This is a genomic window from Pseudolactococcus chungangensis CAU 28 = DSM 22330 (genome assembly GCF_002441885.1).
GTDB lineage: Bacteria > Bacillota > Bacilli > Lactobacillales > Streptococcaceae > Pseudolactococcus > Pseudolactococcus chungangensis.
Map to the genome: position 1 here is coordinate 48244 of NZ_JXJT01000003.1, position 24817 is coordinate 73060.

Annotated in this window: 22 protein-coding genes; 4 read left to right on the top strand and 18 right to left on the bottom strand. The window is 38.8% G+C overall.

The features are described from left to right. Window positions 1–142: 142 nt before the first annotated feature. The 6 genes from argB to RR45_RS02425 all read right to left on the bottom strand — a co-directional run bounded on the left by argB (window position 143) and on the right by RR45_RS02425 (window position 9261). On the bottom strand, window positions 143–1021 hold the full coding sequence (argB, locus tag RR45_RS02400; RefSeq protein WP_072353408.1) for an acetylglutamate kinase: 879 nt from the start codon (window positions 1019–1021) through the stop codon (window positions 143–145). Next, entirely contained in the window at window positions 1018–2154 is a 1137-nt protein-coding gene (gene argD, locus RR45_RS02405) for an acetylornithine transaminase (RefSeq protein ID WP_031365663.1), read from the bottom strand. Before argD ends, argB begins: the two co-directional genes overlap by 4 nt. A gap of 14 nt (window positions 2155–2168) precedes the next feature. Beyond that, window positions 2169–3368: a bifunctional glutamate N-acetyltransferase/amino-acid acetyltransferase ArgJ gene (argJ, locus tag RR45_RS02410; RefSeq protein WP_031365664.1), complete on the bottom strand. Its 1200-nt coding sequence runs from the start codon at window positions 3366–3368 to the stop codon at window positions 2169–2171. A gap of 1 nt (window position 3369) precedes the next feature. Beyond that, window positions 3370–4407, bottom strand: a complete 1038-nt coding sequence (gene argC, locus RR45_RS02415) for an N-acetyl-gamma-glutamyl-phosphate reductase (RefSeq protein WP_031365665.1) — start codon at window positions 4405–4407, stop codon at window positions 3370–3372. 101 nt (window positions 4408–4508) lie between these two features. Continuing rightward, entirely contained in the window at window positions 4509–5426 is a 918-nt protein-coding gene (locus RR45_RS02420; protein ID WP_031365666.1) for a site-specific integrase, read from the bottom strand. A 121-nt stretch (window positions 5427–5547) separates the two neighbouring features. After that, window positions 5548–9261 (bottom strand): type I restriction endonuclease subunit R, EcoR124 family, encoded by a 3714-nt coding sequence (locus RR45_RS02425; RefSeq protein WP_072353407.1) that lies wholly within the window; start codon window positions 9259–9261, stop codon window positions 5548–5550. 47 nt (window positions 9262–9308) lie between these two features. On the opposite strand from RR45_RS02425, the gene RR45_RS02430 reads away from it, so the two are divergent. Then, a complete protein-coding gene (locus RR45_RS02430) occupies window positions 9309–9860 on the top strand; it encodes a restriction endonuclease subunit S (protein ID WP_072353406.1) in 552 nt (183 codons plus the stop codon). Window positions 9861–9886: 26 nt separating this feature from the next. On the opposite strand, the gene RR45_RS11135 is transcribed toward RR45_RS02430, so the two are convergent. From RR45_RS11135 to RR45_RS02480, 11 genes are all read right to left on the bottom strand, one after another. Continuing rightward, window positions 9887–10063 carry a hypothetical protein gene (locus RR45_RS11135; RefSeq protein WP_167362553.1) on the bottom strand — a complete coding sequence of 59 codons (177 nt, stop codon included), beginning with the start codon at window positions 10061–10063 and terminating at the stop codon, window positions 9887–9889. Further along, a complete protein-coding gene (locus tag RR45_RS02435; RefSeq protein ID WP_031365669.1) occupies window positions 10056–10721 on the bottom strand; it encodes a zeta toxin family protein in 666 nt (221 codons plus the stop codon). Before RR45_RS02435 ends, RR45_RS11135 begins: the two co-directional genes overlap by 8 nt. Before the next feature lie 44 nt (window positions 10722–10765). Beyond that, on the bottom strand, window positions 10766–12004 hold the full coding sequence (locus RR45_RS02440) for a restriction endonuclease subunit S (RefSeq protein ID WP_031365670.1): 1239 nt from the start codon (window positions 12002–12004) through the stop codon (window positions 10766–10768). A gap of 3 nt (window positions 12005–12007) precedes the next feature. Further along, entirely contained in the window at window positions 12008–14539 is a 2532-nt protein-coding gene (locus tag RR45_RS02445; protein ID WP_244148273.1) for a type I restriction-modification system subunit M, read from the bottom strand. A gap of 123 nt (window positions 14540–14662) precedes the next feature. After that, entirely contained in the window at window positions 14663–16492 is a 1830-nt protein-coding gene (lepA, locus tag RR45_RS02450; protein ID WP_096823138.1) for a translation elongation factor 4, read from the bottom strand. A 71-nt stretch (window positions 16493–16563) separates the two neighbouring features. Then, window positions 16564–16977, bottom strand: a complete 414-nt coding sequence (gene ndk / locus RR45_RS02455; protein WP_031365673.1) for a nucleoside-diphosphate kinase — start codon at window positions 16975–16977, stop codon at window positions 16564–16566. Between the two features lie 14 nt (window positions 16978–16991). After that, window positions 16992–17426 (bottom strand): DUF3592 domain-containing protein, encoded by a 435-nt coding sequence (locus RR45_RS02460; RefSeq protein WP_031365674.1) that lies wholly within the window; start codon window positions 17424–17426, stop codon window positions 16992–16994. After that, window positions 17427–18194, bottom strand: a complete 768-nt coding sequence (locus RR45_RS02465; RefSeq protein ID WP_031365675.1) for an ABC transporter ATP-binding protein — start codon at window positions 18192–18194, stop codon at window positions 17427–17429. Continuing rightward, entirely contained in the window at window positions 18184–19023 is an 840-nt protein-coding gene (locus tag RR45_RS02470) for an ABC transporter permease (RefSeq protein ID WP_031365676.1), read from the bottom strand. The genes RR45_RS02465 and RR45_RS02470 overlap by 11 nt, the downstream gene beginning before the upstream one ends. A gap of 51 nt (window positions 19024–19074) precedes the next feature. Continuing rightward, on the bottom strand, window positions 19075–20061 hold the full coding sequence (gene trpX, locus RR45_RS02475; protein ID WP_031365677.1) for a tryptophan ABC transporter substrate-binding protein: 987 nt from the start codon (window positions 20059–20061) through the stop codon (window positions 19075–19077). A 46-nt stretch (window positions 20062–20107) separates the two neighbouring features. After that, window positions 20108–20572, bottom strand: a complete 465-nt coding sequence (locus tag RR45_RS02480; protein WP_143188705.1) for a hypothetical protein — start codon at window positions 20570–20572, stop codon at window positions 20108–20110. 153 nt (window positions 20573–20725) lie between these two features. On the opposite strand from RR45_RS02480, the gene RR45_RS02485 reads away from it, so the two are divergent. From RR45_RS02485 to RR45_RS02490, 3 genes are all read left to right on the top strand, one after another. After that, window positions 20726–22354, top strand: a complete 1629-nt coding sequence (locus RR45_RS02485) for an Rqc2 family fibronectin-binding protein (RefSeq protein WP_031365679.1) — start codon at window positions 20726–20728, stop codon at window positions 22352–22354. Window positions 22355–22679: 325 nt separating this feature from the next. Further along, the gene (locus RR45_RS11500) at window positions 22680–22802 is read left to right on the top strand and encodes a hypothetical protein (protein ID WP_279625286.1); all 123 of its coding nucleotides are present in this window, start codon (window positions 22680–22682) and stop codon (window positions 22800–22802) included. 617 nt (window positions 22803–23419) lie between these two features. Continuing rightward, complete coding sequence (locus RR45_RS02490) at window positions 23420–24397, top strand: L-lactate dehydrogenase (RefSeq protein WP_031365680.1); 978 nt, start codon at window positions 23420–23422, stop codon at window positions 24395–24397. 189 nt (window positions 24398–24586) lie between these two features. Here RR45_RS02490 and RR45_RS11695 read toward each other — a convergent pair whose 3' ends face one another. Beyond that, window positions 24587–24679: a DUF7916 family protein gene (locus RR45_RS11695; protein WP_455363147.1), complete on the bottom strand. Its 93-nt coding sequence runs from the start codon at window positions 24677–24679 to the stop codon at window positions 24587–24589. Window positions 24680–24817: the final 138 nt, after the last annotated feature.

The following is a 24817-nucleotide window of genomic DNA, read 5'->3' on the forward strand; positions in this document are numbered from 1 at the left end:
TCAAATACTAATCACGTATTGTTTCCATTGTACCAAAAAAATAGGAAAAAAGCTAGGAATGTCCTAGCTCTACAGCTATCTCATTAGTCATGTAAATAACAATGATAGACAAGTTTATCATAACTTGTGACATATTCTTGTTTTAAGACATGAACTGCTTATATTTCGTCAAATCAAGATTATCTTTTTTGATTAGCGTTCCAAAACCCTCACTAGTAAACAATTCAAAAATCAGCGAATTTTTCATACGACCATCTAGCAAAACCGCCTCATTTAAACCGTTTTGCATGGCGTATTTAATCGCCTCCAATTTTGGAATCATACCACCTGAAATCTTACCTGCTGCAACCAATTGATCAATTTCTGACAAGGTTGTTTCCGATAGAAAAGATGCTTCATCTGGAAAATTTGAATATAAACCACGGACATCTGATAATAAAATAAAGCGTTCAGCCTGCAATTCTCCCGCAATCCGACTAGCCGCAGTATCCGCATTGACATTGTAAATCTCGCCTGCTGCATCAACACCCGCTGTTGCGATCACAGGAATAGCCGCGGTTTTTGCAATCCGCTCAATAATTTCAGTATTAATTTTCGTGATATTCCCCACGAACCCCAAATCTTCAGACAGTTGCTCAACTTCAATCATTCGGCCATCAATGCCAGAGATGCCAATCGCTTCACCCCCTAGCCGTTGAATATCCCGAACTAGACTTTTATTGACCATACCTGATAAAGCTGTCAACGCAAGCTCAGCAGTCTCCTCATCGGTGTAGCGCAAGCCATTGATGAATTTGGACTCTTTACCATATTTCTCTAGCAACTCATTGATAGCAGGACCACCACCATGCACGAGGACGACATTGATGCCCAATGTTTTCAGCAGTAAAATATCACTCAGGACTGATTTTTTAATCGCATCATCCGTCATAGCGTTACCGCCATATTTGATGACGACTGTCTGCCCCTGATACTTGAGCATGAAAGGCAGCGCCGCCGTCAGCGTTTCTGGTACATTCATAAAACCTCCTCCAATATCGCCACACCGTCTGCCAACTGCGCTTTCGTCATGACTAATGGTGGCAGAAGTCTAACAACGTCTTTACCTGCAGATAAGACTAATAGACCTTGCGCTCTGGCCTCTGACAAGACTTGTTGCAACTGATTACCATCAGTGAGTTGGATACCAACCATGAGACCTAGATTTCGGATGGCTTTAACTGACGGTTTGATTGCCAATCTTTCCTCAAGTTGTCTTTTTAGAAAATCTGCTTTATCTGCCACTTCAGATAAAAAATCGACAGAAGTCAGTTCAGTCAAGACAGCCTTAGCGCTTGCCATCGCTAAGGGATTACCACCAAAAGTTGAGCCGTGTTTACCAGCACTAAAACAATCTGCATAGCAATTTTTAGCCAACATCGCACCAACTGGTAAACCATTGCCCAAACCTTTAGCCGTCGTGAAGATATCAGGTTCAAATCCGAAATTTTCAAAGGCAAATAGTTTACCCGTCCGACCATTACCAGTTTGGACTTCGTCAACGATGAGCAGAATGCCCTGTTCTTGACAGCTTTTGAGTGCTGCCGCAAATTCTGTTGTAAGTGGGGTCACGCCACCTTCACCTTGGACGATTTCAAAAATAATGGCACCCGTATGAGGGGTGACAGAGGCTTTAAGACTATCAACGTCGTTATAGATGGCTTTAGAGAAGCCTGATACCATTGGAAAAAATCCGTTTTGGATTTTGTCTTGCATAGTGGCTGACATGGCGCCGAATGTTCGGCCGTGAAAGCCGTCTTCAAATGCTAATATTTCTTTGCCTGGTTTGATTAAACGCGCCAGTTTTAGTGCCGCTTCATTGGCTTCTGCGCCTGAGTTAGCAAAAAATGCCTTGTAGTGATTTGCTTGGTCTAATAAATCTGCCACTTCTTCCTGCAAAGGATTGTTGTAGAGGTTAGAGAGATGAGCGAGGGCATCCACTTGTGATTTGACAGCAGATTTACCCGCTTCGAAAGAATAGCCCAGGTTCATCACACCAATGCCACTCGTGAAATCTAAGTATTTTTTGCCAGTTTCATCAAATAAATAAACGCCTTCGCCATGCGTAAAGGTCATGGGAATTCTTGTTCCATAGTTTTGGAGTAAATGTGTCATAAGCTTTTTCTTTCTTAAGAATGATAGAGAGCATTGATTTCAACGTATTTATAGGTTAAATCACAGCCCCAAGCTGTTCCGGTTTGTGTGCCGTTGTTAAGATCAGCATCAATAACAACGACTTTTTCTTTGAGTTTTTCAGAGAGTTCTGCTTGGTCAAAATCAACAGGTGTTGAATGGAGCAAGACTAGATCGCCTTGAATCTCTAACTCAATATCTGGTACCTCAAAGGGTGCAACTTGTCCAATCGCTGAAATTACGCGCCCCCAGTTAGGATCAGCACCAAAAATAGCTGTCTTTACAAGGCTAGACCCCACAATCTGTTTAGCAATCAGACGCGCAGACAACTCATCTGGTGCACCAGTAACATTAACTTCAATAAGCTTGGTTGCCCCTTCGCCATCTGCTGCAATTTTCTTAGCTAAATCTTGACAGACAATGGCTAAAACAGCTTTAAAAGTATCATAATCTGCTGTATCAACTAGGATCTCAGAATTGTCAGCTTGACCATTCGCCATGACTAGCACTGTATCATTGGTAGAAGTATCGCCGTCTACCGTAATTTGATTAAAAGTCGTTTCAATTATTTCTGACAGCATGTTTTGCAGCAAAGGCTGGGCGATTTTGGCATCGGTTGTGATGAACCCAAGCATGGTTGCCATATTAGGATGGATCATACCTGAACCTTTGCAGACACCTGCGACCGTGACTGTTTTGCCTGCAATCTCAACTTCATAAGTCACTTCTTTTGTAACCAGATCAGTTGTCAAAATAGCTTCAGCGAAACCATTGGCATGACCATTCTCAGCTGATAGCTTTGAAATGCCTAGCGCGATTTTATCCATAGGAAGCTGTTTGCCGATAACCCCCGTCGAGCAAACTGCCACATGATTTGGATTGAGGTCAAATTTTTCTGCCAACAAACGCTGCGTTTTTTTGGCGTTTGTGTTACCCTCGTCTCCTGTCACGGCATTGGCAATGGCCGAGTTGACGATGATAGCTTGCGCTACACCACCTGCGACCACTGCTTTATCCAGATCAATCGGTGCGGCTGCGACCTTATTTGTTGTGAAAACGCCTGCCACTGCTGCGGGCACTTCTGATAGAATGAGCCCTAAATCTAGCTTTTGGAATTTGAGCTCCGCGTGTATAGCATCAGCCATGAACCCCTTAGGTGAGGCGATATTTCCTTTAATTGCTTTAAATTTTGTCATGTTATAAAATCGGCACGAGGTCAAGCCCAGCTTTTTCGTCAAAATCGAAAAAGTGGTTCATATTTTGAATTGCTTGCCCTGCCGCTCCCTTCACTAAATTATCGATAACGGTCACAACCGTCAAGGTATGCGTCAATTCATTATAACCCAAGCCAATGTCGGTGAAATTGGTGCCCACGACACTGTGCAAATCAGGCAAGAGACCATCATTTAAGACTCTGACGAAGTATTTATCGTCATAAGTCTGGTGATAAGCCGCCACCACATCTGAGAAGGTGATTCCCTCTGCTAATTTCGCATAGGTTGAAACGAAAATCCCACGATTGACTGGAATAAGTGACGTTGAAAATTGGATTGGTTTTGCATCGACATTCCAAGAGACTAATTTGTTAAATATTTCTGGAATGTGCTGGTGCTGATTGAGTTTGTAGAGACTGACATTTTCGTTAGCATTGACATAGTGACTGCTGTCGGTCAATTTCTTACCTGCACCTGACAAGCCCGATTTGGCATCAATGATGACACTGTCTAGCTGAATCAGGTTGGCTTGATATAGCGGTGCTAGGCTTAATAGCGTTGCAGTCGCATAACAGCCGGGATTAGAGATGTAAGGTTGCGTCGGTCGGTCAAAATCAGCTAAGACATAATCCGCTTTTGATAATAAATTTTTATGGATGGCGGTTTTTTTGTACCATTTTTCGTATTGCGCTGGATTTTGCAAACGGAAATCACCTGACAAATCGACGACTGGAAAATCTGCAGCAATGAAATCTGCTGCTAACTCTGCCGCAATCCCAGCTGGTGTCGCAAAGAATACCAAATCTGCCTTTGCTATGATTTCCTTAGAAGAAAATGTCTTGATGGTCAAATCTGCATATTTTGGAAAATTAATCAGTTTTGGAAAAAGTTCTGTGAGTTTGGTCCCGATGTTAGACGTGCCGTAAACACTAACAATTTCAGCGTCTGGATGGCTATGGAGCAGCCTTAGCAATTCCAAACCTGAGTATCCCGAGATACCGATGATGGCTATTTTTTTCATAAGCGTTATCCTTTAATTGAATATATATACAATAATAATGTATATTTTTGCATTTGTCAAGTATGATGTGGGTTATTTTGCAAATTTATGCAAGATTTTGTTTAAACTAAACTTGCTAAATGTTTCATAACTTTATCATTATCTTGATTTTCTAGTTCTTGAATCACATGTAAGTAGGTGGATTGTGTTGTTGTCATGTTAGCGTGGCCTAATCTCCGAGCCACTGAAGCAACACTGACGCCTGCATATAATAACAGTGAGGCATGTGTATGCCGCAATCCATGAATGGAGATAATCGAGACACCTGAACGCCTGCATAGACGTTCCAAGTAGTGATTCAAAGTATCGTTGTAGACTTTTTTATCTTTAACAAATATAGGTTCATCTGCTGCCATTTTTTTAGTCAATTGGGAAAATTGAATCACAGTCTGCCAATCCAAGGGGACTTTTCTCACAGAGGATTTATTCTTGGTTGGTGCAAAGCCTGATTCGACACTTTTATAATCCCAAGTTTTATTAATCGTCACATACTGATGTGCAAAATCAAAATCACCAGGTGTTAAACCTAAAGCTTCTGAAAATCTTAAGCCTGTTTTCGCGATTAACAAAATAAAGTAATCCCAATTCAAGCCTTCATCAAGTACCAAATTATTCAAAACTGCTTGTAGCTCAAATTGATTTAAAAATTTTGTCTTATGCTTGCGATGCTGCGTCCCTTTGATAATCGCTTTTCGAGTAGGATCTCGATGAATCAATTGTTCTTCTAGGGCATCAATGAGTGAACTGCGAATATGTCGATGAAAATCTAACACAGTTTGACGTTCATGTGTTCTAGCATAATCATTTAATAATTGCTGATAAGCCAAACGCGAAAGGTTATCCAAGGTCAAGTCAGGCACCAGCCGACGTAAATTTCTATACGTCAACTTATATTTGGCATAGGTCACCTCACGCACTGCATCTTTCTTGTATAACTCCATCCATTGCTTAAAATAAGCATGTAACTTAATTTGTGTCATCTCAACACCTCCATTTTTATTTGAAGTATAATAACTAGGCAAAGCCACTCTCACTATACAACATCATTATACAGAGACTCAAAATAAAAAACCTGCTCAAAATAAGAGCAAGTTTCCATACTTAAAATTCACCATAAATGGATTTTGTGACAAACAAATAATTCAATAAATCATTTTCCAGGTCATTTTTATAGCGCAAAGCTGGAAGACCCCCCATAGCATTTTCCGGATTTTGATACCAGTCAGATTTCAAATAATCATTACTGCTCTTTAATTCATCCAAATAGTTGATTACCTTGTCGCCAACATGATAATTTTGATAGACTTTCAGTAAAATTTTCTGATCAACGGCCCAAGTTTTTGCATAGGCACCTAATGAATCTTGACCAGTTTTGACTCTAAAGGCCTGATAATTATCCGCAACACTGAGATGATTATCAAGTTTATCTACTGTTACCACGTCAGCCATAAATTTCTCGAGTAATTCGGCATTATCATTATCACCAAAGGTACGCAATTTTTGGATTGCTTCAGTGATTAAACGTTCATTTTCAGCATTATTAGCATCTGATGTATCTAACTGCCCAGAGGGTGTTGTCAATTTACCAATCAATCTGATAATCTCAGAGAAAGTAATATCCTGCGTATCAATCAGCTGTGTACTACCGACAAGATCCGCAATTTCGTCTTCTGGACCACCCTCTATTTTAGGTTTCAAATTCTGGTAGGCGCCAAAATATTTCAGCCAGGTTTCTTCTGAGAATGCCAAGGCTTTTTCACCCGTGCCTAACCAATCAAATTCATAATACTGTTGGAGTAAGTTGAGTTTCTTGGCGACTTTCTTAAAGGCTGTGATAAAGTCGCTTTGGTTTGGTTCGAGATCCTTGATATCTAGCCATCTCTCAGGTTGAGCTAGCGTTTCATGCAATGCCTCAAAAAGTGGTACCATTTGTTTGACAACAACGACATATTCATCAACAACGACATGTGAACTTTTTCCACCTGAACCGTATAATTTTAGCGCTCTTTCAAGAGCATATCTCGATTTAGCCGGATATTGAAAATTCACAATCGTCCCAAATTCTTTATCCTCCTCATAAATCCGGTTGGTCCGAGAATAAGCCTGAATCAAGCCTTGTAGTTTTAAATACCGATCAACATATAAAGTGTTTAATAGTTTTGAATCATATCCTGTTAACAGGCGATCAGCAACAATTAGGAGGTCAATATTTTTTTCATTGTTGGCATGTCCACCATTTTTAAATACCGCTGTAATATCGCTAAAGAAACCACTCTCACCATTATCAGGCTTAGCAGCATCAACTTGATATAGAGGATGTCCCATCTCATGCCAATCTTGAAAAATAGTGGCGAGGTTGTCTTTATCTTTTTGACCTAAATCAGTATTTTCATTACCCGTTGAGAATGTCGCAGTTATATTGAGCTTAAGACTACTCTCTGCTAACTGTTTTTTAAATTCATCATAATAGGCGATCACACGTTGCTTACGTGCAACAGTTAAAAGCCCATTAAACTTATGACTGACTTTTTTTCCGTTAACACTGCCTTTTGAATGTTTTTCCCAGTTATCAATGATACTCTTGACCACTTGAGGGATATGCAGTTCATCATGGTATTCTAGGACATTTTCTAACTCAGCACGGCCAATATTAATGCCATCTTTATCCGTTTTTCTATCATTTTCCAGCTGCAAAGCATAACAGGCAAGTTCATCATCAGATCGTTTATTTAAAGGATCCGCTTTTTCATGCGCAAGCCATTTTTCTTTTAACAGACTGTAGCTACCGATTTCACCTGTATCAATATAATCTACGTGAAATCCAAGTACATTTTTATCTTTAATGGCTTCATCAATTGTATAACGATGCAATTCTTTACCAAACATATCCTCAGTTGTTTTCATACGCTCAGAATATTCATTGACAAAGCCAACAGTGTTACTTTCATCAAACAAAGGGGTGCCTGTAAAGCCGAAGAATAAGGTATTTCTCAAGGCAGACTTGATTGTTTGCATCATCTCGCCCATTGTCGTGCGGTGTGCTTCATCCACAATCACCGCCATTCTTTTTTTCAGGATAGATTTATCATCACCATTTTCCTGAAGCTCTTTAATGACGTTATTGAGTTTGAAGGTCGTCGCAACAACCACACCTTTTAAAGACGTACTGAGACTTTCACGCAAATCATGCGTATGCGGTGAATCGCTGACTTCGATCGTCTCATACTGGGAATAGGCTTTAAAATTCTTAGAAGTTTGGGCATCCAAATCTTTTCTATCAAGCAAAAAGATGACTTTGTCAAATGTCTTAGACAGGGATAAGGCTGCCTTAAAAGAGGTGATTGTTTTTCCAGAACCAGTCGTATGCCAAACAAAACCACCATGCGGAACGTGCGTCGCGATATCTTTACCAGCAGCAGCGTACTCAATTGCTCTTAAGGCTTCAACCTGATAAGGTCGCATCAGCATATGGTACTGATTTTTCGAATCACGTGTATCTTCATTGATAATCAGATAATCCCCTACCATTTGATGAGCCATCGGGATACGCAATAGCGTCTTGACAATATCTGTCATGCTGTTGATACTTTGATTTTTTGAATCTGCCCAATGAAATTGGAAGGCTGGATTAAAGGCTTCCAAGGTTTTAGGTGTCGCAAAATAACGCGTGTCAATATCAGTCATGATGACCATCATCTGTGAAAAAGCAAAAAAGTTATTGGTATATTCACCATCTTGATAATAACGTCTAAATTGTCCAAACGCCTCATCCGCATTTTTATCCACGCGTTTTTGCTCAATATTAATGAGCGGCAATCCGTTGATTAAGAGTAGAATATCAAAGCGATTGCGGTCATTTTCAGTCCAAACTTCACGCGCGAGCTGATAAACGGTATCTCCACCATTGACTTTCGCCTTTTCAAAAATACGTAAGGTGATGCTATCATGGGTGACACCTACTAAGTTATTGTCTCGAATAATCCCATCTATTTTACCCACACCATTTTCAGAAGCTAGCAGTTTAGCTGCTTGATAAGAATTTTCAAGGGTATTAACTTTTGACAAAACTTGCTGAAATTCAGCATCCGTCAAGTCATGCCCCTCTAATTCCTTGGTGTTTTGTTGATTTAAAATATGGCGCCAATTATCAATCAAAGTCTGATAAGTGACTTTATGCTTCGTGCCATCTAAAAAATCTGGTGCAGTCCAAGACTTAACATTATCATATTTACCAGTCAAACCGCGTACTGTCGCCTCTTGAAAAGCTTCCTCGGCTAAATTTTTATTCTGAATCATATCACTTATCTTTCTTAAAATATTTTTGATTATATGGGAAATCCTTGTAAATGCAGGGGAAAATCGCTTATTTTGCTTATGCTCATTAACAGTAATCAGGTTGTCTAGGTGGTTGAAGAACTCTCCTATTTTGGTCTGTTCTTCTCTTTTTGGTAATATCACTTCAAAATGTCCGAACTGTGGACCGGTCAATTGTGGAACGCCCGTTGATTCAACAAAAAAATTATTTGTGTTTATTAAATTCTCTAGAAAGTCTACATCTGAATTGAAAGGTTCTAAAGAAATCAATCGAACAGTAGGTGTATAACTGATTTTTCTTGCCTTTGCATGTCCAATATTGCCTCGCCCAGTTATTGTAACAGCTGGAGCAGAAACTTTATAATCATCGTAATAACCAATAATTCCATCGTTATTTAGTGAATTTGCTAAAACTGGGTAGTTGCCCGAAAGAAGTAAATCTTTTTTATTCACATCTCCTCCTGCAGTGATGATGCCTAAATCTTCAAACGTACACTTCACCCAAGCGTAAAGGGAAAAACTTCAATACTTAGCACATTTACGCTTGGGTGAAGTGTACGTTGAATGATATCTCTGAAAATAGTTTTGGGGGTGGTACACCGAAATCAGATGTTGATGAATATTGGAATGGTAATATTCCATGGTTACAGAGCTCAAATTTAAAAAATGACGATGTTACTAATGTAAAATTTGAAAAATTTGTTAGCAATTTAGGTTTGAAAAATTCTGCTACTAAACTTATATCCGAGAAGTCAATTGCTATAGTTATTCGTGTTGGTGTTGGAAAATTAGCCTTGATTAATGAACCCTTTACGACTTCACAAGATTTTCTTTCTTTGAGTAACTTAAAAATTAATCCTACCTTCGGGGTGTATTCAATTTATCAAATATTGAAGAAAGAGTTGAGCAGTATTCAAGGAACTTCAATTAAGGGAATTACAAAGAATGATATTCTAACAAAGAATATAATAATTCCAATTAGTCTTGAAGAACAAATCAAAATCGGCAAGTTCTTCCAGCACCTAGACAACCTGATTACTGTTAATGAGCATAAGCCTTTCACGGGGTTAAATCAAGATAATCTGGGTATTTTTTGCTAATTTTAGGAATTCAAAACATTTTCGACTTATTTAGCCGTGGAATGGCTATCCATTTCAAAAAGTTTGCTTTGTTTTTTATTGGCTTCATCTGCCAAAAACTTCATAAATGTCTTTAGTTCTTTATTCGTTGCATTTTGGGATAGTTGTGAGTAGCTGTCACCATATTTATCAACGATTTGTTGTACTTTTTCTCTATCAGTCATGTAAATTTTCCTCCAAAAAATCTTTTGTATAAAGTTCTGGTAGTATCATCTGAATGTTCTCTGTATCCGCATGCGTTTCAGAAATCTTATTTTGATAATCTTTGAACAAAATGTTGATTTCTACACGTTCTCCGAATTTTTCTTTTACTTTTATCAGATTGTGTCTTGCCATGAAATAAGCATTGATAAAACGCTCCTTGGGAACGTTTCTCCCCTCTACTTTCTCACGTTGCTTCACAAATTCCCAGGCTATCACCGGGTCTTGATAAACATAGTAAATCGAAACGTTATAGCTCCGCTTTAGTACTCTGTCAATATTTTTACTAGCAGAGGCAAGCGCAAATGTGCCGTCTAAAAGCAAGGAATAACCTGCATCAGAAACACGATTGAAAATCTCACCTACCAACCAAGATGCACCTGACTGAATTTCACTAGAATTAGCGGCGTTATAAGCTGGAAACCCTTCACGAAAAAGGTCAGCATCAATGACAACCATATTTTGATAGAAAGATAGTAGCTCTGTCGCGACCTCGGTCTTTCCTGCTCCAGGGCTTCCAGCCATAAAGATGGCATCTTTGGTTTGCCCGATGTGCTTACCGCTTATCACTTGCGCATAAAAATCATCTTGATGTTCTTTTGCATACGCTCTTGAGTCCAAATGTCATCCTCTTTCAATCTTTTATGATAAAAATTATTCAAAATCTACACAAACATGTCATTTAAATACGATTTTTTTAGTTCTTTTAGCTTTTTTAGCTCACGCTCATTAACAGTAATCAGGTTGTCTAGGTGTTGGAAGAACTTGCCAATTTTAGTTTGTTCTTCAAAATTTGGTACTAAAATTTCAAGCCTACTAAGTGACTTACCTGATATTTCAAGAAAGGTAGAACCTGAGGCAATTTGAAGAGCCATCTCTTTTATTTTAGAACTGATAGAGTATAAAAAATATAAGTCAGTTTTTTCTTTAATAACTAGCGATTGAAAACCTTGGTTTGTGGCACCATTAGTAGTCATAATCGCTGTATTACCAATCCCCGCACGTGAAGTAAATAATATTGTTTTATAAGCTGGTAAAATTTTTGCGGAACTTTTTTCCAATCCTAATTTTGTGATTTTATTCTGACTAGATGAAACATATATTTGATTGCCTATTTCTACTGGAGAATACCAATTAATTTCACCATTCCAATATTCTAAAATAGAAGTACTTGGTGTGCCTCCTCCAACAATTTCAGCAACATCACCCAACTCACACTTCACCCAAGCGTCAGTGTAACCAGAAAATCTTAATTCTGGAATATTTGACCCATTTTTTGGAAACATTTTTTCAAGATAAGATTTCTTCAGATTTTTGAGCTTATTTAACTCACGCTCATTAACAGTAATAACCTTATCTAATTTAGTAAAAAAATTCCCGATTTTAGTTTGTTCATTTTTTGAAGGCAAATAAACAAGAATTCTTTCTAAATCTGAGTTATGGAGATGGACCACTGATTTACCTTGTGCTCGCTTCGTCAATTCCCTTTGTTGCGATCCATTTGAAATAGTAATTGCTAAAAATATACTATCCAATACTTGTTTATCAGGTTTAATAATATTCAAGTCTCCACCTAATATAATCCCTGATATATCAATAGTTGATGCTCTTGAAATATCTTCTGCTGTTTCACCAGAACCTGGTACAATAACATCTCCAATTTCACTTTTTATTGAATTTAAATCGGCAGAGACAAATGTATCTGTAACTGTTGAAATTGTTGTTTCATAATTTGTGTATAGTCGACCATATAAAATAATTGGATAACCAGCTTTAACTAAGTCACTTTTCGAATAGCCCCTCCCTTTTGAAAACTTAGCAAGTTCAGACAACTCATACTTCACCCAAGCGTCAGTAAACCCAGGGAACCTCAACCGAGGGACTTGCTTATTTTGTTCGCTCATCTCTCACCCCTCTACCAATTCTGCCATCATACTTTGTAGCTCTGCTTCAAGCGCCTTTTTCTGAGCTTGAATGTCGCTGAGTGTATCGCTATAGCGGTCAACCAGTGTACTGAGTTGATCAAGTTCTGAATCAATCGCATTATCCAACAGTTTCAACATATCCGCATCAAATGCACCAAACCATTTTTCACGCAATAAGGTCTTGACTTCATCTTCTGTCAGGCTGGCATAGCGCGCAATGGTCAACTCATCTAACGCGTCTTCTGCTTTTTTCACGGCACGGCTGCTATCACTTTTCAACTTATCAGCTGTGGTAAAGGCTTTCAACCAGGTCAAGATAGCATCATCAGAAGTCTTGTCATAGTCTTTCAGGTCAGATTTGATGCTGTTCTTTTGGACTTTGCCATCTTCATAGTAAGCTTCCAAGTCAGCATTAGATTGCCCTTCCTCAACCAAGGTGTTGTAGGCTTCTTCTGCTTCCTCTGCAGCTTGTTGCAACACCGTCACCTCTTGCAATTCAGCCACAAAAAGGACTTTTTGAACCAGCGTTTTGGGAATCACGCGTCCATTGCGACCAATCACTTTTCCTTTATTGTTCGTCTCAGTTACCACTTCTTGACCAGTTTGGATCAAGCCGAACTTTTGGATCAATTCAGTATCTTGTGTTAAAAATGCTGTCCAGAGATTTGCGACAACCTGGTAAGCCGAATACTGGTCGACAACGTCATCAATTTTCAGCGCTTGCTGAGCGTCACGGGACATCTCAAATTTCAAGGCTTCAAGTGACAGCTCAGGTGCTAGCTTAATCAAACGCGCAAACCATTTCTCAACAAAGGCCGAAATACTTGTCTGATAAGCGTTTTTACTTGCAATCACTCCATGTGCCTGATAAATGGACTTGCGCAAAACTTCTTTATCAATGTTAGCTTGCAGGTAGCCTGGTCTGATGACATCAAATGAGGCATCCAATTCTGCTTTGGCTAGTTTATTAATGACATGTAAATTTTCAAGTGCATAAGCAGGGACACCACCTTTTAAATGACCGTCTACATCTTGAACATCTTCCTGTGTAATAGACTCGACATAACGCGGAATGTTAAGGTTCCAATCGTTTTCGCGAATCTCATCTAAGGAAGCTAGATGACTAAAGCCAGGAATCTCATCACGAGTTTTGACTGTATCAACAATCTTAGCGATGTCACGCTCACGCAACTTGTTTTGCTTGCCGTCTTTGACGAACCCATCAGATGCATCAATAATCAGCACCTTATCCCCATTGCTTCTATTTTTCTTTAGCACCATGACGATAACCGGGATACTTGTATTCGTAAATAAGGTTGAAGGCATACCGATGATGATATCAATCTGATTGCGTTTGAGCAGGTTTTGACGAATCATCGCTTCATCGCCACCTCGGAAAAGCACACCATGTGGCAAGACAATCGCCATTGTTCCCTGGTTATCGAGATGATAAAGCCCATGGAGTAGAAATGCAAAGTCAGCCTTTGTCTTAGGCGCAAGCGTACCATAATCTTGGTAACGTGGATCTGTCAAAGTAGCTTGCTCATAAGCACTATCATCACCCTTGCTCCAGTTATGCGAATAAGGTGGATTCATGACTACCGCATCAAACTGTTTACTTTGTTGTGGATTCCGCTCATCTTCTGGCCAATCTTCTCTCAGAGTGTCACCATTGTTAATGGTCATATGGTCAGGCTGAACGCCGTGAAGCAAGAGATTCATTCGCGTGAGGTTAAAAGTCGCTGTATTATATTCTTGACCATAATAACGCAACAGTGTTCTGTTTTCAGTATCTAGATGCTTCGCAACTGTTAAAAGAAGCGAGCCAGAACCAACAGTTGGGTCATAGATTGTTTGGATACTATCAGTAGTGCTCGTGATGACTTGCGCCATGACTTCTGATACTTGACGAGGCGTGTAGAATTCTCCCGCTTTCTTCCCTGACTCCATACCAAATTGGCCGACTAGGTACTCATAGGCATCACCAAGAACATCCGTTTTTTGCAGCTCTGCCATGTCTAAGTCAGCAAATAATTTGATCAATGCGCGTAAATTTTTATTACGTGCATTCAAATCGCCACCCAAATCAGGACTATCAACATTCATGGAACTAAATAAACCATCAAAATCATGTCGATTACTTGACCCTTGAATATTTCGATTGAAGTTATTGATCGCATCTTTGATATTTTGGACTTCAAAAGTATTATTCTCGATTTTTTTGATCCAGGTTTGATACAAATCCTCCGGCTGAACATAATAGCCAAGTGTTGAAATCAATGCTGCATTGACCTGAACACGCATATCATCAGCTGCTAAATATTGTTCATAAGCTTCTTCACTAGGAATTTCTGCATATTCCGAAAAAGATGCTAGCGTTTTATCACTCAGAAATTTATAAAACATAATCCCAAGCATATAGTCTTTATATTTCGAAGCATCCATTGAGCCACGTAGCTGTTCAGCTCCATCCCAAAGGCGGGCATATAAATCTTGATTTGTTTGAATCGTCATTTTATCTCCTAGACACAATTTTCCACTATTTGAAATCCGTAGAATACTGCTATTTTGCGGTTTTCCTATCTTCTATTATACAATAAATCGAAAAAAACGCATCTCTGCGCATTTTTTCTATATTTACTCATCATCCATACTCAAAACGCTCAAGAAAGCTTCTTGTGGGACTTCGACAGAACCGATTGACTTCATGCGTTTCTTACCTTTTTTCTGTTTCTCGAGGAGCTTGCGTTTCCGAGAAATATCGCCACCGTAACATTTGGCGAGGACGTTTTTACGTAAGGCTTTGATATCGCTACGGGCGACAATTTTTTGACCAATAGCTGCCTGAATTGGGACTTCGAATTGTTGGCGGGGAATGATTTTCTTGAGTTTATCTACGATAATTTTACCGCGTTCATAGGCAAATTCTTTATGGACAATGAAACTCAAGGCATCGACACGCTCACCGTTAAGCATGATATCCATCTTAACAAGAGAACTTTTACGGTATTCCGAAATTTCATAGTCAAAGCTAGCATAGCCCTTAGTACTTGATTTCAATTTATCGAAAAAGTCGAACACAATTTCTGACAATGGCATTTGATAAATCACGTTCACACGATTTTCATCCAGATAATCCATGGTCACAAAATCACCACGTTTACGCTGCGCCAACTCCATTACGGCACCAACATAGTCTTGAGGCACCATAATTTGTGCTTTGACAAAGGGTTCTTCAATATTATCAACGCGGGTCGGATCAGGAAATTCAGATGGATTGGCCACTTCTAAAGTTTCACCATCTGTCGTATTGATATGATAGACCACACTTGGGGCTGTCATAATCAAATCAATATTGAATTCACGCTCCAAACGCTCTTGAATCACGTCCATGTGTAGCAAGCCAAGGAAACCACAACGGAAACCAAAACCAAGTGCCTGTGATGTCTCAGGCTCAAACTGCAAGCTGGCGTCGTTGAGCTGTAACTTATCCAAGGCTTCACGCAAATCATTATATTTATTGGACTCAATCGGATAAATACCTGCAAAAACCATGGGGTTCAATTGTTTATAGCCATGTAATGGTTCTTCTGCAGGATTATCCGCCAAAGTAATGGTATCCCCAACACGCGTATCGGCAACTGTCTTAATGGCAGCGGCGATATAGCCAACGTCACCTGTTGCTAAGAAGTCGCGACCAACTGTTTTGGGTGTAAAAATACCGACTTCTGTGACATCAAAGGTTTTACCATTGCTCATGAGCTGAATTTTATCGCCTGGTTTGACGATACCATCCATGACCCGTACTTGGAGGATAACACCACGGTAGGCATCATAAACTGAGTCGAAAATCAAAGCTTTCAGAGGATTGTCGACAGAGCCTTGCGGTGCTGGTACCTTTTCAACAATTTGCTCCAAAATTTCTTCAATCCCGATGCCAGCCTTAGCCGATGCCAAAACTGCCTCAGAGGCATCTAAGCCAATGACATCTTCAATTTCTGCGCGAACACGCTCAGGGTCTGCTGCTGGCAAATCAATTTTATTGATAACCGGCAAGATTTCAAGGTCATTATCCAAGGCCAAATAAACATTGGCAAGCGTTTGGGCTTCGATTCCTTGCGCCGCATCCACAACTAAAATCGCACCCTCACAAGCCGCAAGAGAACGTGACACTTCATAAGTAAAATCGACGTGTCCTGGTGTGTCAATCAAATGGAAGGTATAGTTTTCACCATTCTTAGCCGCATAATTCAGCTCAATCGCATTCAGTTTGATTGTAATCCCACGCTCACGCTCCAAATCCATCGAATCTAGCAATTGCGCCTGCATTTCACGCGCTGTTACCGTTTTGGTTTGCTCCAAAATACGGTCAGCCAGCGTCGACTTCCCGTGGTCAATATGGGCAATAATCGAAAAATTTCGGATATTCTTCTGCCGTGTTTTAATTTCATTTAAGTCTATAGTCATAAGCTTTATTTTACCATATTTTCTCCAAATAAAAAACCTGTCCGAAGACAAGTTATCTTAATTTATAGTCGTTATTTACCAAACCAAAGGGCAATTTCACGTTCAGCTGACTCAAGACAATCTGAACCATGGACGATATTTTCGACACAACCATTATCAGAAGAGTGAGCAAAGTCGCCACGAATCGTTCCTGGCAATGCATCTGCTGGATCTGTCGCGCCCATCATTTTGCGCCAAGAGCTAATGACATTTGACCCCCTCAAAATGCCGATAACTACTGTACCAGTCGTCATGTAAGTCACAATATCAGGATAAAAAGGCCGATCAACTAAATCTGAGTAGTGCTGATCAAGGATTTCTTTTGTGACTTGACGCATCTCCAATTTTTCAATCGTAAACCCACGACGCTCAATACGAGAAAGTACTGAGCCCACCAAAGATCTGTGAACTCCATCAGGTTTGATGATAAAAAAAGTGTTTTCCATTTGAATTCTCCCTTTTAAAATGCCTTATTTTCTTTTCTAGCCATCTTCCTCAACTTATGAAGAAACCAATATTCGAAGAATAAGACTAGTACAATCAACATCGCCCAGCCAATCAAAGCCAGTGCTAAAATTAAAAGGCTGGTTGCACCTTTTCTGATGTAGATTTTTGTCGGATGATTATGGTTAACATAGACAGGAATCTGCGTCCCCACTTTACCAAAAGTTTTTAGAAAATTAGCTACCGGTACAGCCTGATAGTCCCTTCCCTCAAAAGTATAAGCCACCATTTTGCCATGCTCAGAATTTTTAACTACCTGACCGATAACCAAGGTCTTGACTTCTTTATGCTCCGTCAAGTAACGTTGAAAATTCATCCCCCCGACAAACAGCAGAATTAGAGCGAAAAATCCCAAAACCACTCGTGAAATTCTTTGTAGTATCTCATTCATCTAATCAAATATCCTATAAAAATCTTCTAACTTCATCTGTTCCTTCTCCGAAGTTGCCAAATCTTGTACAATTTGGCCTTCCTTCATGACAATCAAACGATTGCCATATTTGAGCGCATCCTCCATATGATGCGTAATCATTAACGCCGTCAAATTTTTACTAGTAACCAAATCATCTGTCAACTTCATCAAAGCTACTGACGTTTTCGGATCCAATGCCGCCGTATGCTCATCTAATAAAAGCAAATCTGGTGGCACAATCGTCGCCATCAACAAACTCAGCGCCTGCCTTTGCCCACCAGATAAATTACCTGTTGGCGTATCCAGATGCTTCTCTAAGCCATTACCGATTTGCTCTGCAAGACTAGCAAAACTCTCCTTATACTTGGCGATATTACGTAATCTGAGACTTCTTCTCTGCCCACGTAGCGCCGCAATTGCGATATTTTCCGCAACCGTCATCCGAGGTGCCGTTCCCATTTTTGGGTCTTGAAACACGCGTGAAATGGCAGCAGCACGCTTTTCTGGACTGTGATTTGTCACATCGTTGCCTTTGATGTACACGGAACCTGCAGTTAGTGTTAAAGTACCTGAAATCGCATTAAATAAAGTTGATTTTCCAGCTCCATTTCCACCTAAAATGGTAATAAAATCTTTAGCGTATATTTTCAAAGACACATCATCTAAAATAACTTTACGCTCGTCACCATTCTCAATAACTTTCGTCGCATTCTTGAGTTCAATAATTGGTTTTTTATCATTTGGCATTGAGCTTCACCCCCTTGAAAAATTTGTCTTTAAAGGTTGGAATCATCAAGCAAATGGCTAAGACAATGGCACTGAAAAGTTTGAGATAATTGGTATTGAAACCAAGTTTAATCACAGCTAAAATCAAAAATTGATAAAAAATTGAGCCGATGATAATCGCAAACAAACGTTCAAAAAGTGAGACATTACCAAAGAAAACCTCACCAATAATGATACTAGCAAGTCCTATGACGATGACACCAATTCCTTTAGAGATGTCTGCATACCCATCGTTTTGTGAAATTAAAGCACCCGATAGCGCTATGACACCATTGGACACGACTAAGCCTAAAACTTCCATTCTTCCCGTGTTGATCCCAAATGACTGCGCCATCTCGACATTATCACCTGTCGCAATGAAGGCCTGACCGAGGTTGGTGTTGAGAAAATAGAAGATGAGTATTAAGACAAGGAGAACAGCTGATACACTAATCCAAGTACTTTTGAGCTTATCAGCACCGAGTAGACCTAGATTAGCACGCCCCATAATCATAAGCATGACAGAGTTGCACGATGTCATGACTAGAATCCCAGCTAAAAGCGTCGGAATTTTACCTTTGGTGTAAAGTAAACCGGTCACAAGACCTGCTGCACATCCTGCAAGAAAGGCGACAAACGTTGCAATGACAGGATTAACACCTTGTGTGATGAGTGTCACGGCAACGGCACCACCCAAAGGAAATGACCCTTCTGTCGTCATATCTGGAAAATTAAGTATTCGGAAAGTCATGAAGATGCCCAAACCCAAAATCGCCCATAATAACCCTTGATTAATTGTTGATAATATCATAGTAAGTCTAAAGCATCATTATTTTAATTTGATGCTTTATTTTGTCCCCTTCTATTTTGCTGATTTTGCAGCCTTGGCAACACTTTCAGGAATGGTAATGCCTAAAGTTTTAGCTGCAGTTTCATTAATCACTGGTTTTGTTGTATCGTAAAATTCGACTGGTAGCTCTGAGACTTTTTTGCCTTTTAAGACTTCTGCTGCCATTTTTCCTGTTGCCACACCTAAATCATGTTGATTAATCGTAACTGCTGCTAAACCTCCTTGTTCGACCATGGTATCAACTGATGGAAAAACCGGTATTTTGGCTGCGTTTGATAGCTCGATAACTGTCGGAAATGCTGACGCAATTGTATTATCAACGGGTACATAGAGGGCATCTACTTTTGAAAGGGCAACATTAACTGTTGTTGTAATATCATTAGTGGATGATACAGCATATTCAGAAACTTCATAGCCTTGCTGACTCGCAACTTTTTTAAAATCAGCGACTTGTGATTTAGAGTTATCTTCTGATGAGCTATACAAAATACCGATTTTTTTAACGTTGGGTGTCATTTCTTTAATCAGACTGATTTCTTTGGCAACCGGAAACTTATCTGATACTCCAGTTACATTACCCTCTGGTTTTTTGACATTTTTAACGAGTTTAGCCCCTACTGGATCTGATACAGCACCCATAATAACTGGTATGTCTGATGTCGCATTAGCCAATCCTTGAGCTGTCGGTGTCGCGATACCAATAAGTACATCATTTTTTTGATCGACGAGTTGACCTGCCATTGTCGTTACTTTTGACTGGTCAGCTTGGGCATTGTAAAAATTAATCTTAGCATCTGCATAGCCCTCATCAGCTAAGCCCTCTTGGATACCACTGTAAATCTCATCCAAAGCAGGATGGGTCACGAACTGTAAGACACCAATTTTAACATCGGCTGATTTTACCTTGTTTTGTTGCTTGATAAACTTAGGAATGAGAATTGAACCCAAACCTAGGATGACAATAATAGCAACGACGAATATCATTTTTTTGTTTTTCATGGGGTAATAACTCCTTTATAAAAGATAGGGGGCAATAAAATCTGACTTAATTGGCCGAAAGTTTTTTAAGTTGGTCGACTAAACTTTGATCAAAAGCAGTTTTTGATGTTATCGGATAGATGGCTTGTGGCTCTCCACCTTCAAATTGCACGACATTGATGGCTGTCTTGTCGAGATTCAGTTTCGCAATCACTTTATCATGATAGAGTTCTTGGAAAATATAGATTGTCTGAGATAAACCTAAATTTTGATTTTGATTGATAAACGCATCAAATTTTTTATTTAGTTTTGAATTTTGCACATTCAGCATTATCAAGGTTACTTTGGGGTGAGATTTAAGCAACGCTTTGATGTCATCATTTGGTACAGCTTGAATTTGGTCTGTTACCGTAACCTTGGGAATAATTTGACCTTCCTCACGTTGAACGTGCCGATGAATGTTCGGTGTTATGATAACCAACAACAAAGCGATGACGGCGCATATTCCCCAAATTCTATATTTTTTATTCATGTTATCATTATAACTGAAAAATGGGCATTTTACAAAAAATTCTGATAAAATAGGAGAAAAGAGCAAAAGTCTCTATTTATTTTGTGCCAAGATAGGGCAAGTTTTAAGGTTCACCAAGATTTCACTCAAATGGAATCACAGAAGGGAGTTATTATGTCTTTTGATGGCATTTTTTTACACCACATGACTCAGGAATTAACTGAGCAATTAACAGGTGGTCGCATCCAGAAAATTAATCAAGTTTTCGACCATGAATTGGTGCTGCAAGTTCGTAGTCATCAAACCTCACATAAATTATTATTGTCCGCACATCCTACTTTTGGGCGTGTCCAATTAACCCAAACTGTTTTTGAGAGTCCTAAGCTACCTACGACATTTACCATGATTTTAAGGAAATATCTCAGTGGTGCTTTTATTGAAAAGATTTATCAAATTGACAACGACCGTCAAATCATCTTTGAAATCTCCTCTAAAAATGAAATCGGCGACCGTATGAAAATTGCCTTGATTGCTGAAATTATGGGGAAACATAGTAATATTATCCTCATGGATCGTGAATCTAATAAGATTCTTGAATCCATTAAGCATGTTGGCTTTTCGCAAAATCAATATCGAACAATTCTGCCTGGCTCGACATATATCGCGCCACCTAGTGATGGTAAAATCAATCCTTTCACGGCATCTGATGAAAAAATATTTGAAGTTTTGCAAACTGGTGATAATTTACAGCAAGTGTTTCAAGGATTGGGGCGTGATAGCGCAATGGCTTTAAAAGGTTTGAGTCTAGCTGACTTCAAGTCTATCTTAATGACTGCGACACCCTCCATTTATACGAATGATACTTTTTCTGCGATTCGATTATCTGATGATTACCAATCTTTTGATACCTTATCTGCTATGCTAGACCATTATTACCAAAATAAGGCAGAACGCGATAGGGTACGCCAAGTTGCAAGCGAGGTGATTCGCAAGGTGACAGGGGAACTAGATAAAAATCGTAAGAAACTGAAAAAACAAGAACGTGAGCTGAAAGCGACGGATAATGCTGAAATTTTCCGACAAAAAGGTGAGCTTTTGACAACTTTCTTGCATGAAGTACCTAACAATAAACCGTCTGTTACTCTGGCTAACTACTATACGAATGAGCCACTAGAGATTGCACTCAATCCTGCTTTAACGCCTAATCAAAATGCTCAAAAATATTTCCATAAATATTCTAAACTCAAGCAAGCTGTCAAATTTTTAGGCGAGCAAATTGCCAATACGCAACAGACGATTACCTATTTAGAGTCCGTTGAGAATGCGCTAGAGCAGGCTACTGTAACTGAGATTACAGATATTAAGGAAGAATTAATCCAGACTGGTTTTATCAAGCAGAAACACCGTAATAATAAGAAACAAAAATTATTGCCGCCTGAAAAATATCAAGCATCTGATGGCACGACTATCTTAGTCGGTAAAAATAATCTACAAAATGAACAGGTTAGTTTTAAACTTTCTCGAAAAGGTGATTTATGGTTTCACGCCAAAGACATTCCTGGTTCCCACGTCATTATCACGGGCAATCCAACGCCTTCTGATGAGACGATTACTGAGGCTGCTGAACTTGCTGCCTACTTTTCAAAAGCACGTCTCTCCAATCTGGTACAGGTTGATATGATTGATGTCAAAAAATTACATAAACCAACTGGGACACCGCCTGGTTTTGTGACTTATGTTGGGCAAAAAACATTGCGGGTGACTGCTGATGAGGCTAAAATTCGTGAGATGAAATGTGATTAATATCTCAAAAGATCAATTTATACGCATTCAAGTATCTGAATTATAGACGGTAGCCACAATTCAGATACTTTTTTTATTTTCACAAATTCTATGTCATTCGTGGTATGTGACAACTTTTCTTTTGAGATTACACTATACTGAATATAGAAATAAATAAGTTTTAAAAATTGGCCAATGATGCATACTTTTTGTTTTGTGACCAAAATATTTTTCTTTATTTTAGTCACCTATCGTAGTGAAGAGAAATTCACGAAGACAGCAATAGATCAGCTTTCTATAATTTAAAAAATAATCTCAAATCAATTCAATTATTAGGAGACAAACTATGACAAGCCAAAAAATATTAACTAACTTTGCAGCTCTTGGAGGTTTTACAGAAGATCCACTAGGCGCTTTTGCAGGAGCCATTACAGGATTCATAAAAGGATATGCAGAAGGACCTAAATAATGAACTATAATTACCTTTTTATGATTGTCCTTTTCTTGTTTATGACACTTATCACCTATATGTTTTCTATTAATATCAATCTTTTTATTATATTAATATTAACAGTCCCGTTAGCACTGTTAGTTAAATATGTCTTTAGGCGTCTAAAATAAGGTAGAGAAATTTTGTAGCCATGTCAAACTTCTTTCATAATTATTAATGCTAATACCTCCGCTCTATGAAAAAATAGAAACCTTGTTTTTCGACACTTATTATATTAGTCACAGTTTGAAAATTATTAAAATAAAAATATTTTTACTTCTGATTCTTACGGTAGTAAAGTTTCTAAACTATTTCATTTTAGTAATGTAGAAAGTGTTTATCCTTGATAATATTGACATAAAAAAATTTCGTCACAGTTTGAAAAATCAATTTAGTCAAACTGTGTTTTCTTTCTATCTGATCAAATAAAGAACAAATAGCATTTCTATTTTTTAATCTATCAGACGCGAAAACGCTTACAGAAATTTTCTTGAAAAAAGTTTAACATAATACCTGACAAAGCCATTCTAAAATGTTATAATTTAACTGTTTGAAAAACTTGGTCTACCAAGAATTTGAAAGGAATTCATCACATTATGACTGATGTAAAATTGCACAAAAAAGTAATCCTCGTAGGCGATGGCGCTGTAGGTTCTTCATACGCGTTCGCCCTTGTTAACCAAGGTATCGCGCAAGAACTTGGTATCGTTGATATCTTCAAAGAGAAAACTGAAGGTGATGCAGAAGATTTGAGCCATGCGCTTGCATTTACTTCACCTAAAAACATTTATTCAGCAACTTACGCTGATGCACATGATGCTGACCTTGTTGTTTTAACAGCAGGTGCGCCACAAAAACCAGGTGAAACTCGTCTTGATTTGGTTCAAAAGAACCTCCGCATCAACAAAGATGTTGTCACTCAAATCGTTGCTTCAGGTTTCGACGGTATCTTCCTTGTTGCCGCTAACCCAGTTGATATCTTGACTTACTCAACTTGGAAATTCTCTGGTTTCCCTAAAGAACGTGTTATCGGTTCAGGTACATCACTTGACTCAGCTCGTTTCCGTCAAGCGCTTGCTGAAAAAATCGGTGTTGACGCACGTTCAGTCCATGCTTATATCATGGGTGAACACGGTGACTCTGAATTTGCAGTTTGGTCACACGCTAACGTTGCCGGTGTTAAACTTGAACAATGGTTGCAAGACAACCGTGACATTGACGAACAAGGTTTAGTTGACTTGTTCATCAACGTTCGTGATGCTGCTTACTCAATCATCAACAAAAAAGGTGCAACTTTCTATGGTATCGCTGCTGCATTGGCACGTATCACAAAAGCTATCTTGGATGATGAAAATGCTGTATTGCCACTCTCAGTTTTCCAATCTGGTCAATATGGCATTGATGACGTCTTTATCGGTCAACCAGCTATCGTTGGTGCTCACGGTATCGTTCGTCCAGTAAACATTCCTTTGAATGATGCTGAACAACAAAAAATGGAAGCTTCTGCTAAAGAATTGAAATCAATCATTGATGAAGCATTCTCTCAAGAAGAATTCAGCTCAGCTGTTAAATAATTAAATTTGTAAAACCCAATAAAAATTCCTAGTCTTTCAGTTTTGAAAGACTAGGAATTTTTATTTTATTTATTTAAGTTTTTCTAGATATCGAGTTGCAATTACTTGTGCTAGACTATTACTGCTTTCTTATAAATCAGCGACAATTTCAAAAAAGCAGATGAATTCAGATTTCATCTATCCTTTTTCCTAACGATTAGCACTGCGTGACATGCGAACAAAGGTATGTCGGCGACCACGAATGGCGATAGAAGCATTGTAAATTGTCGTTGGTACAGGCATGCCTGCCAGGCACGTGTTAATTTAATGTCAGCACTAATTCGTTCTGTATAATTAAAAGTATATAGTTTTGTTAATTATTTGTCAAGAGTATTTTAATATTTGTTTCATTAATTTTAAATAAAAGCAAAATAACTTATA

Excerpts from the sequence above, each read along its gene's own strand:
- argB (WP_072353408.1), bottom strand. The coding sequence starts at position 1,021 with ATGAATGTACCAGAAACGCTGACGGCGGCGCTGCCTTTCATGCTCAAG.
- argD (WP_031365663.1), bottom strand. The coding sequence starts at position 2,154 with ATGACACATTTACTCCAAAACTATGGAACAAGAATTCCCATGACCTTT.
- argJ (WP_031365664.1), bottom strand. The coding sequence starts at position 3,368 with ATGACAAAATTTAAAGCAATTAAAGGAAATATCGCCTCACCTAAGGGG.
- argC (WP_031365665.1), bottom strand. The coding sequence starts at position 4,407 with ATGAAAAAAATAGCCATCATCGGTATCTCGGGATACTCAGGTTTGGAA.
- RR45_RS02420 (WP_031365666.1), bottom strand. The coding sequence starts at position 5,426 with ATGACACAAATTAAGTTACATGCTTATTTTAAGCAATGGATGGAGTTA.
- RR45_RS11135 (WP_167362553.1), bottom strand. The coding sequence starts at position 10,063 with ATGACTGATAGAGAAAAAGTACAACAAATCGTTGATAAATATGGTGAC.
- RR45_RS02440 (WP_031365670.1), bottom strand. The coding sequence starts at position 12,004 with ATGAGCGAACAAAATAAGCAAGTCCCTCGGTTGAGGTTCCCTGGGTTT.
- RR45_RS02445 (WP_244148273.1), bottom strand. The coding sequence starts at position 14,539 with ATGACGATTCAAACAAATCAAGATTTATATGCCCGCCTTTGGGATGGA.
- lepA (WP_096823138.1), bottom strand. The coding sequence starts at position 16,492 with ATGACTATAGACTTAAATGAAATTAAAACACGGCAGAAGAATATCCGA.
- ndk (WP_031365673.1), bottom strand. The coding sequence starts at position 16,977 with ATGGAAAACACTTTTTTTATCATCAAACCTGATGGAGTTCACAGATCT.
- RR45_RS02460 (WP_031365674.1), bottom strand. The coding sequence starts at position 17,426 with ATGAATGAGATACTACAAAGAATTTCACGAGTGGTTTTGGGATTTTTC.
- RR45_RS02465 (WP_031365675.1), bottom strand. The coding sequence starts at position 18,194 with ATGCCAAATGATAAAAAACCAATTATTGAACTCAAGAATGCGACGAAA.
- RR45_RS02470 (WP_031365676.1), bottom strand. The coding sequence starts at position 19,023 with ATGATATTATCAACAATTAATCAAGGGTTATTATGGGCGATTTTGGGT.
- trpX (WP_031365677.1), bottom strand. The coding sequence starts at position 20,061 with ATGAAAAACAAAAAAATGATATTCGTCGTTGCTATTATTGTCATCCTA.
- RR45_RS02480 (WP_143188705.1), bottom strand. The coding sequence starts at position 20,572 with ATGAATAAAAAATATAGAATTTGGGGAATATGCGCCGTCATCGCTTTG.
- RR45_RS02485 (WP_031365679.1), top strand. The coding sequence starts at position 20,726 with ATGTCTTTTGATGGCATTTTTTTACACCACATGACTCAGGAATTAACT.
- RR45_RS11500 (WP_279625286.1), top strand. The coding sequence starts at position 22,680 with ATGACAAGCCAAAAAATATTAACTAACTTTGCAGCTCTTGGAGGTTTT.
- RR45_RS02490 (WP_031365680.1), top strand. The coding sequence starts at position 23,420 with ATGACTGATGTAAAATTGCACAAAAAAGTAATCCTCGTAGGCGATGGC.
- RR45_RS11695 (WP_455363147.1), bottom strand. The coding sequence starts at position 24,679 with ATGCCTGTACCAACGACAATTTACAATGCTTCTATCGCCATTCGTGGT.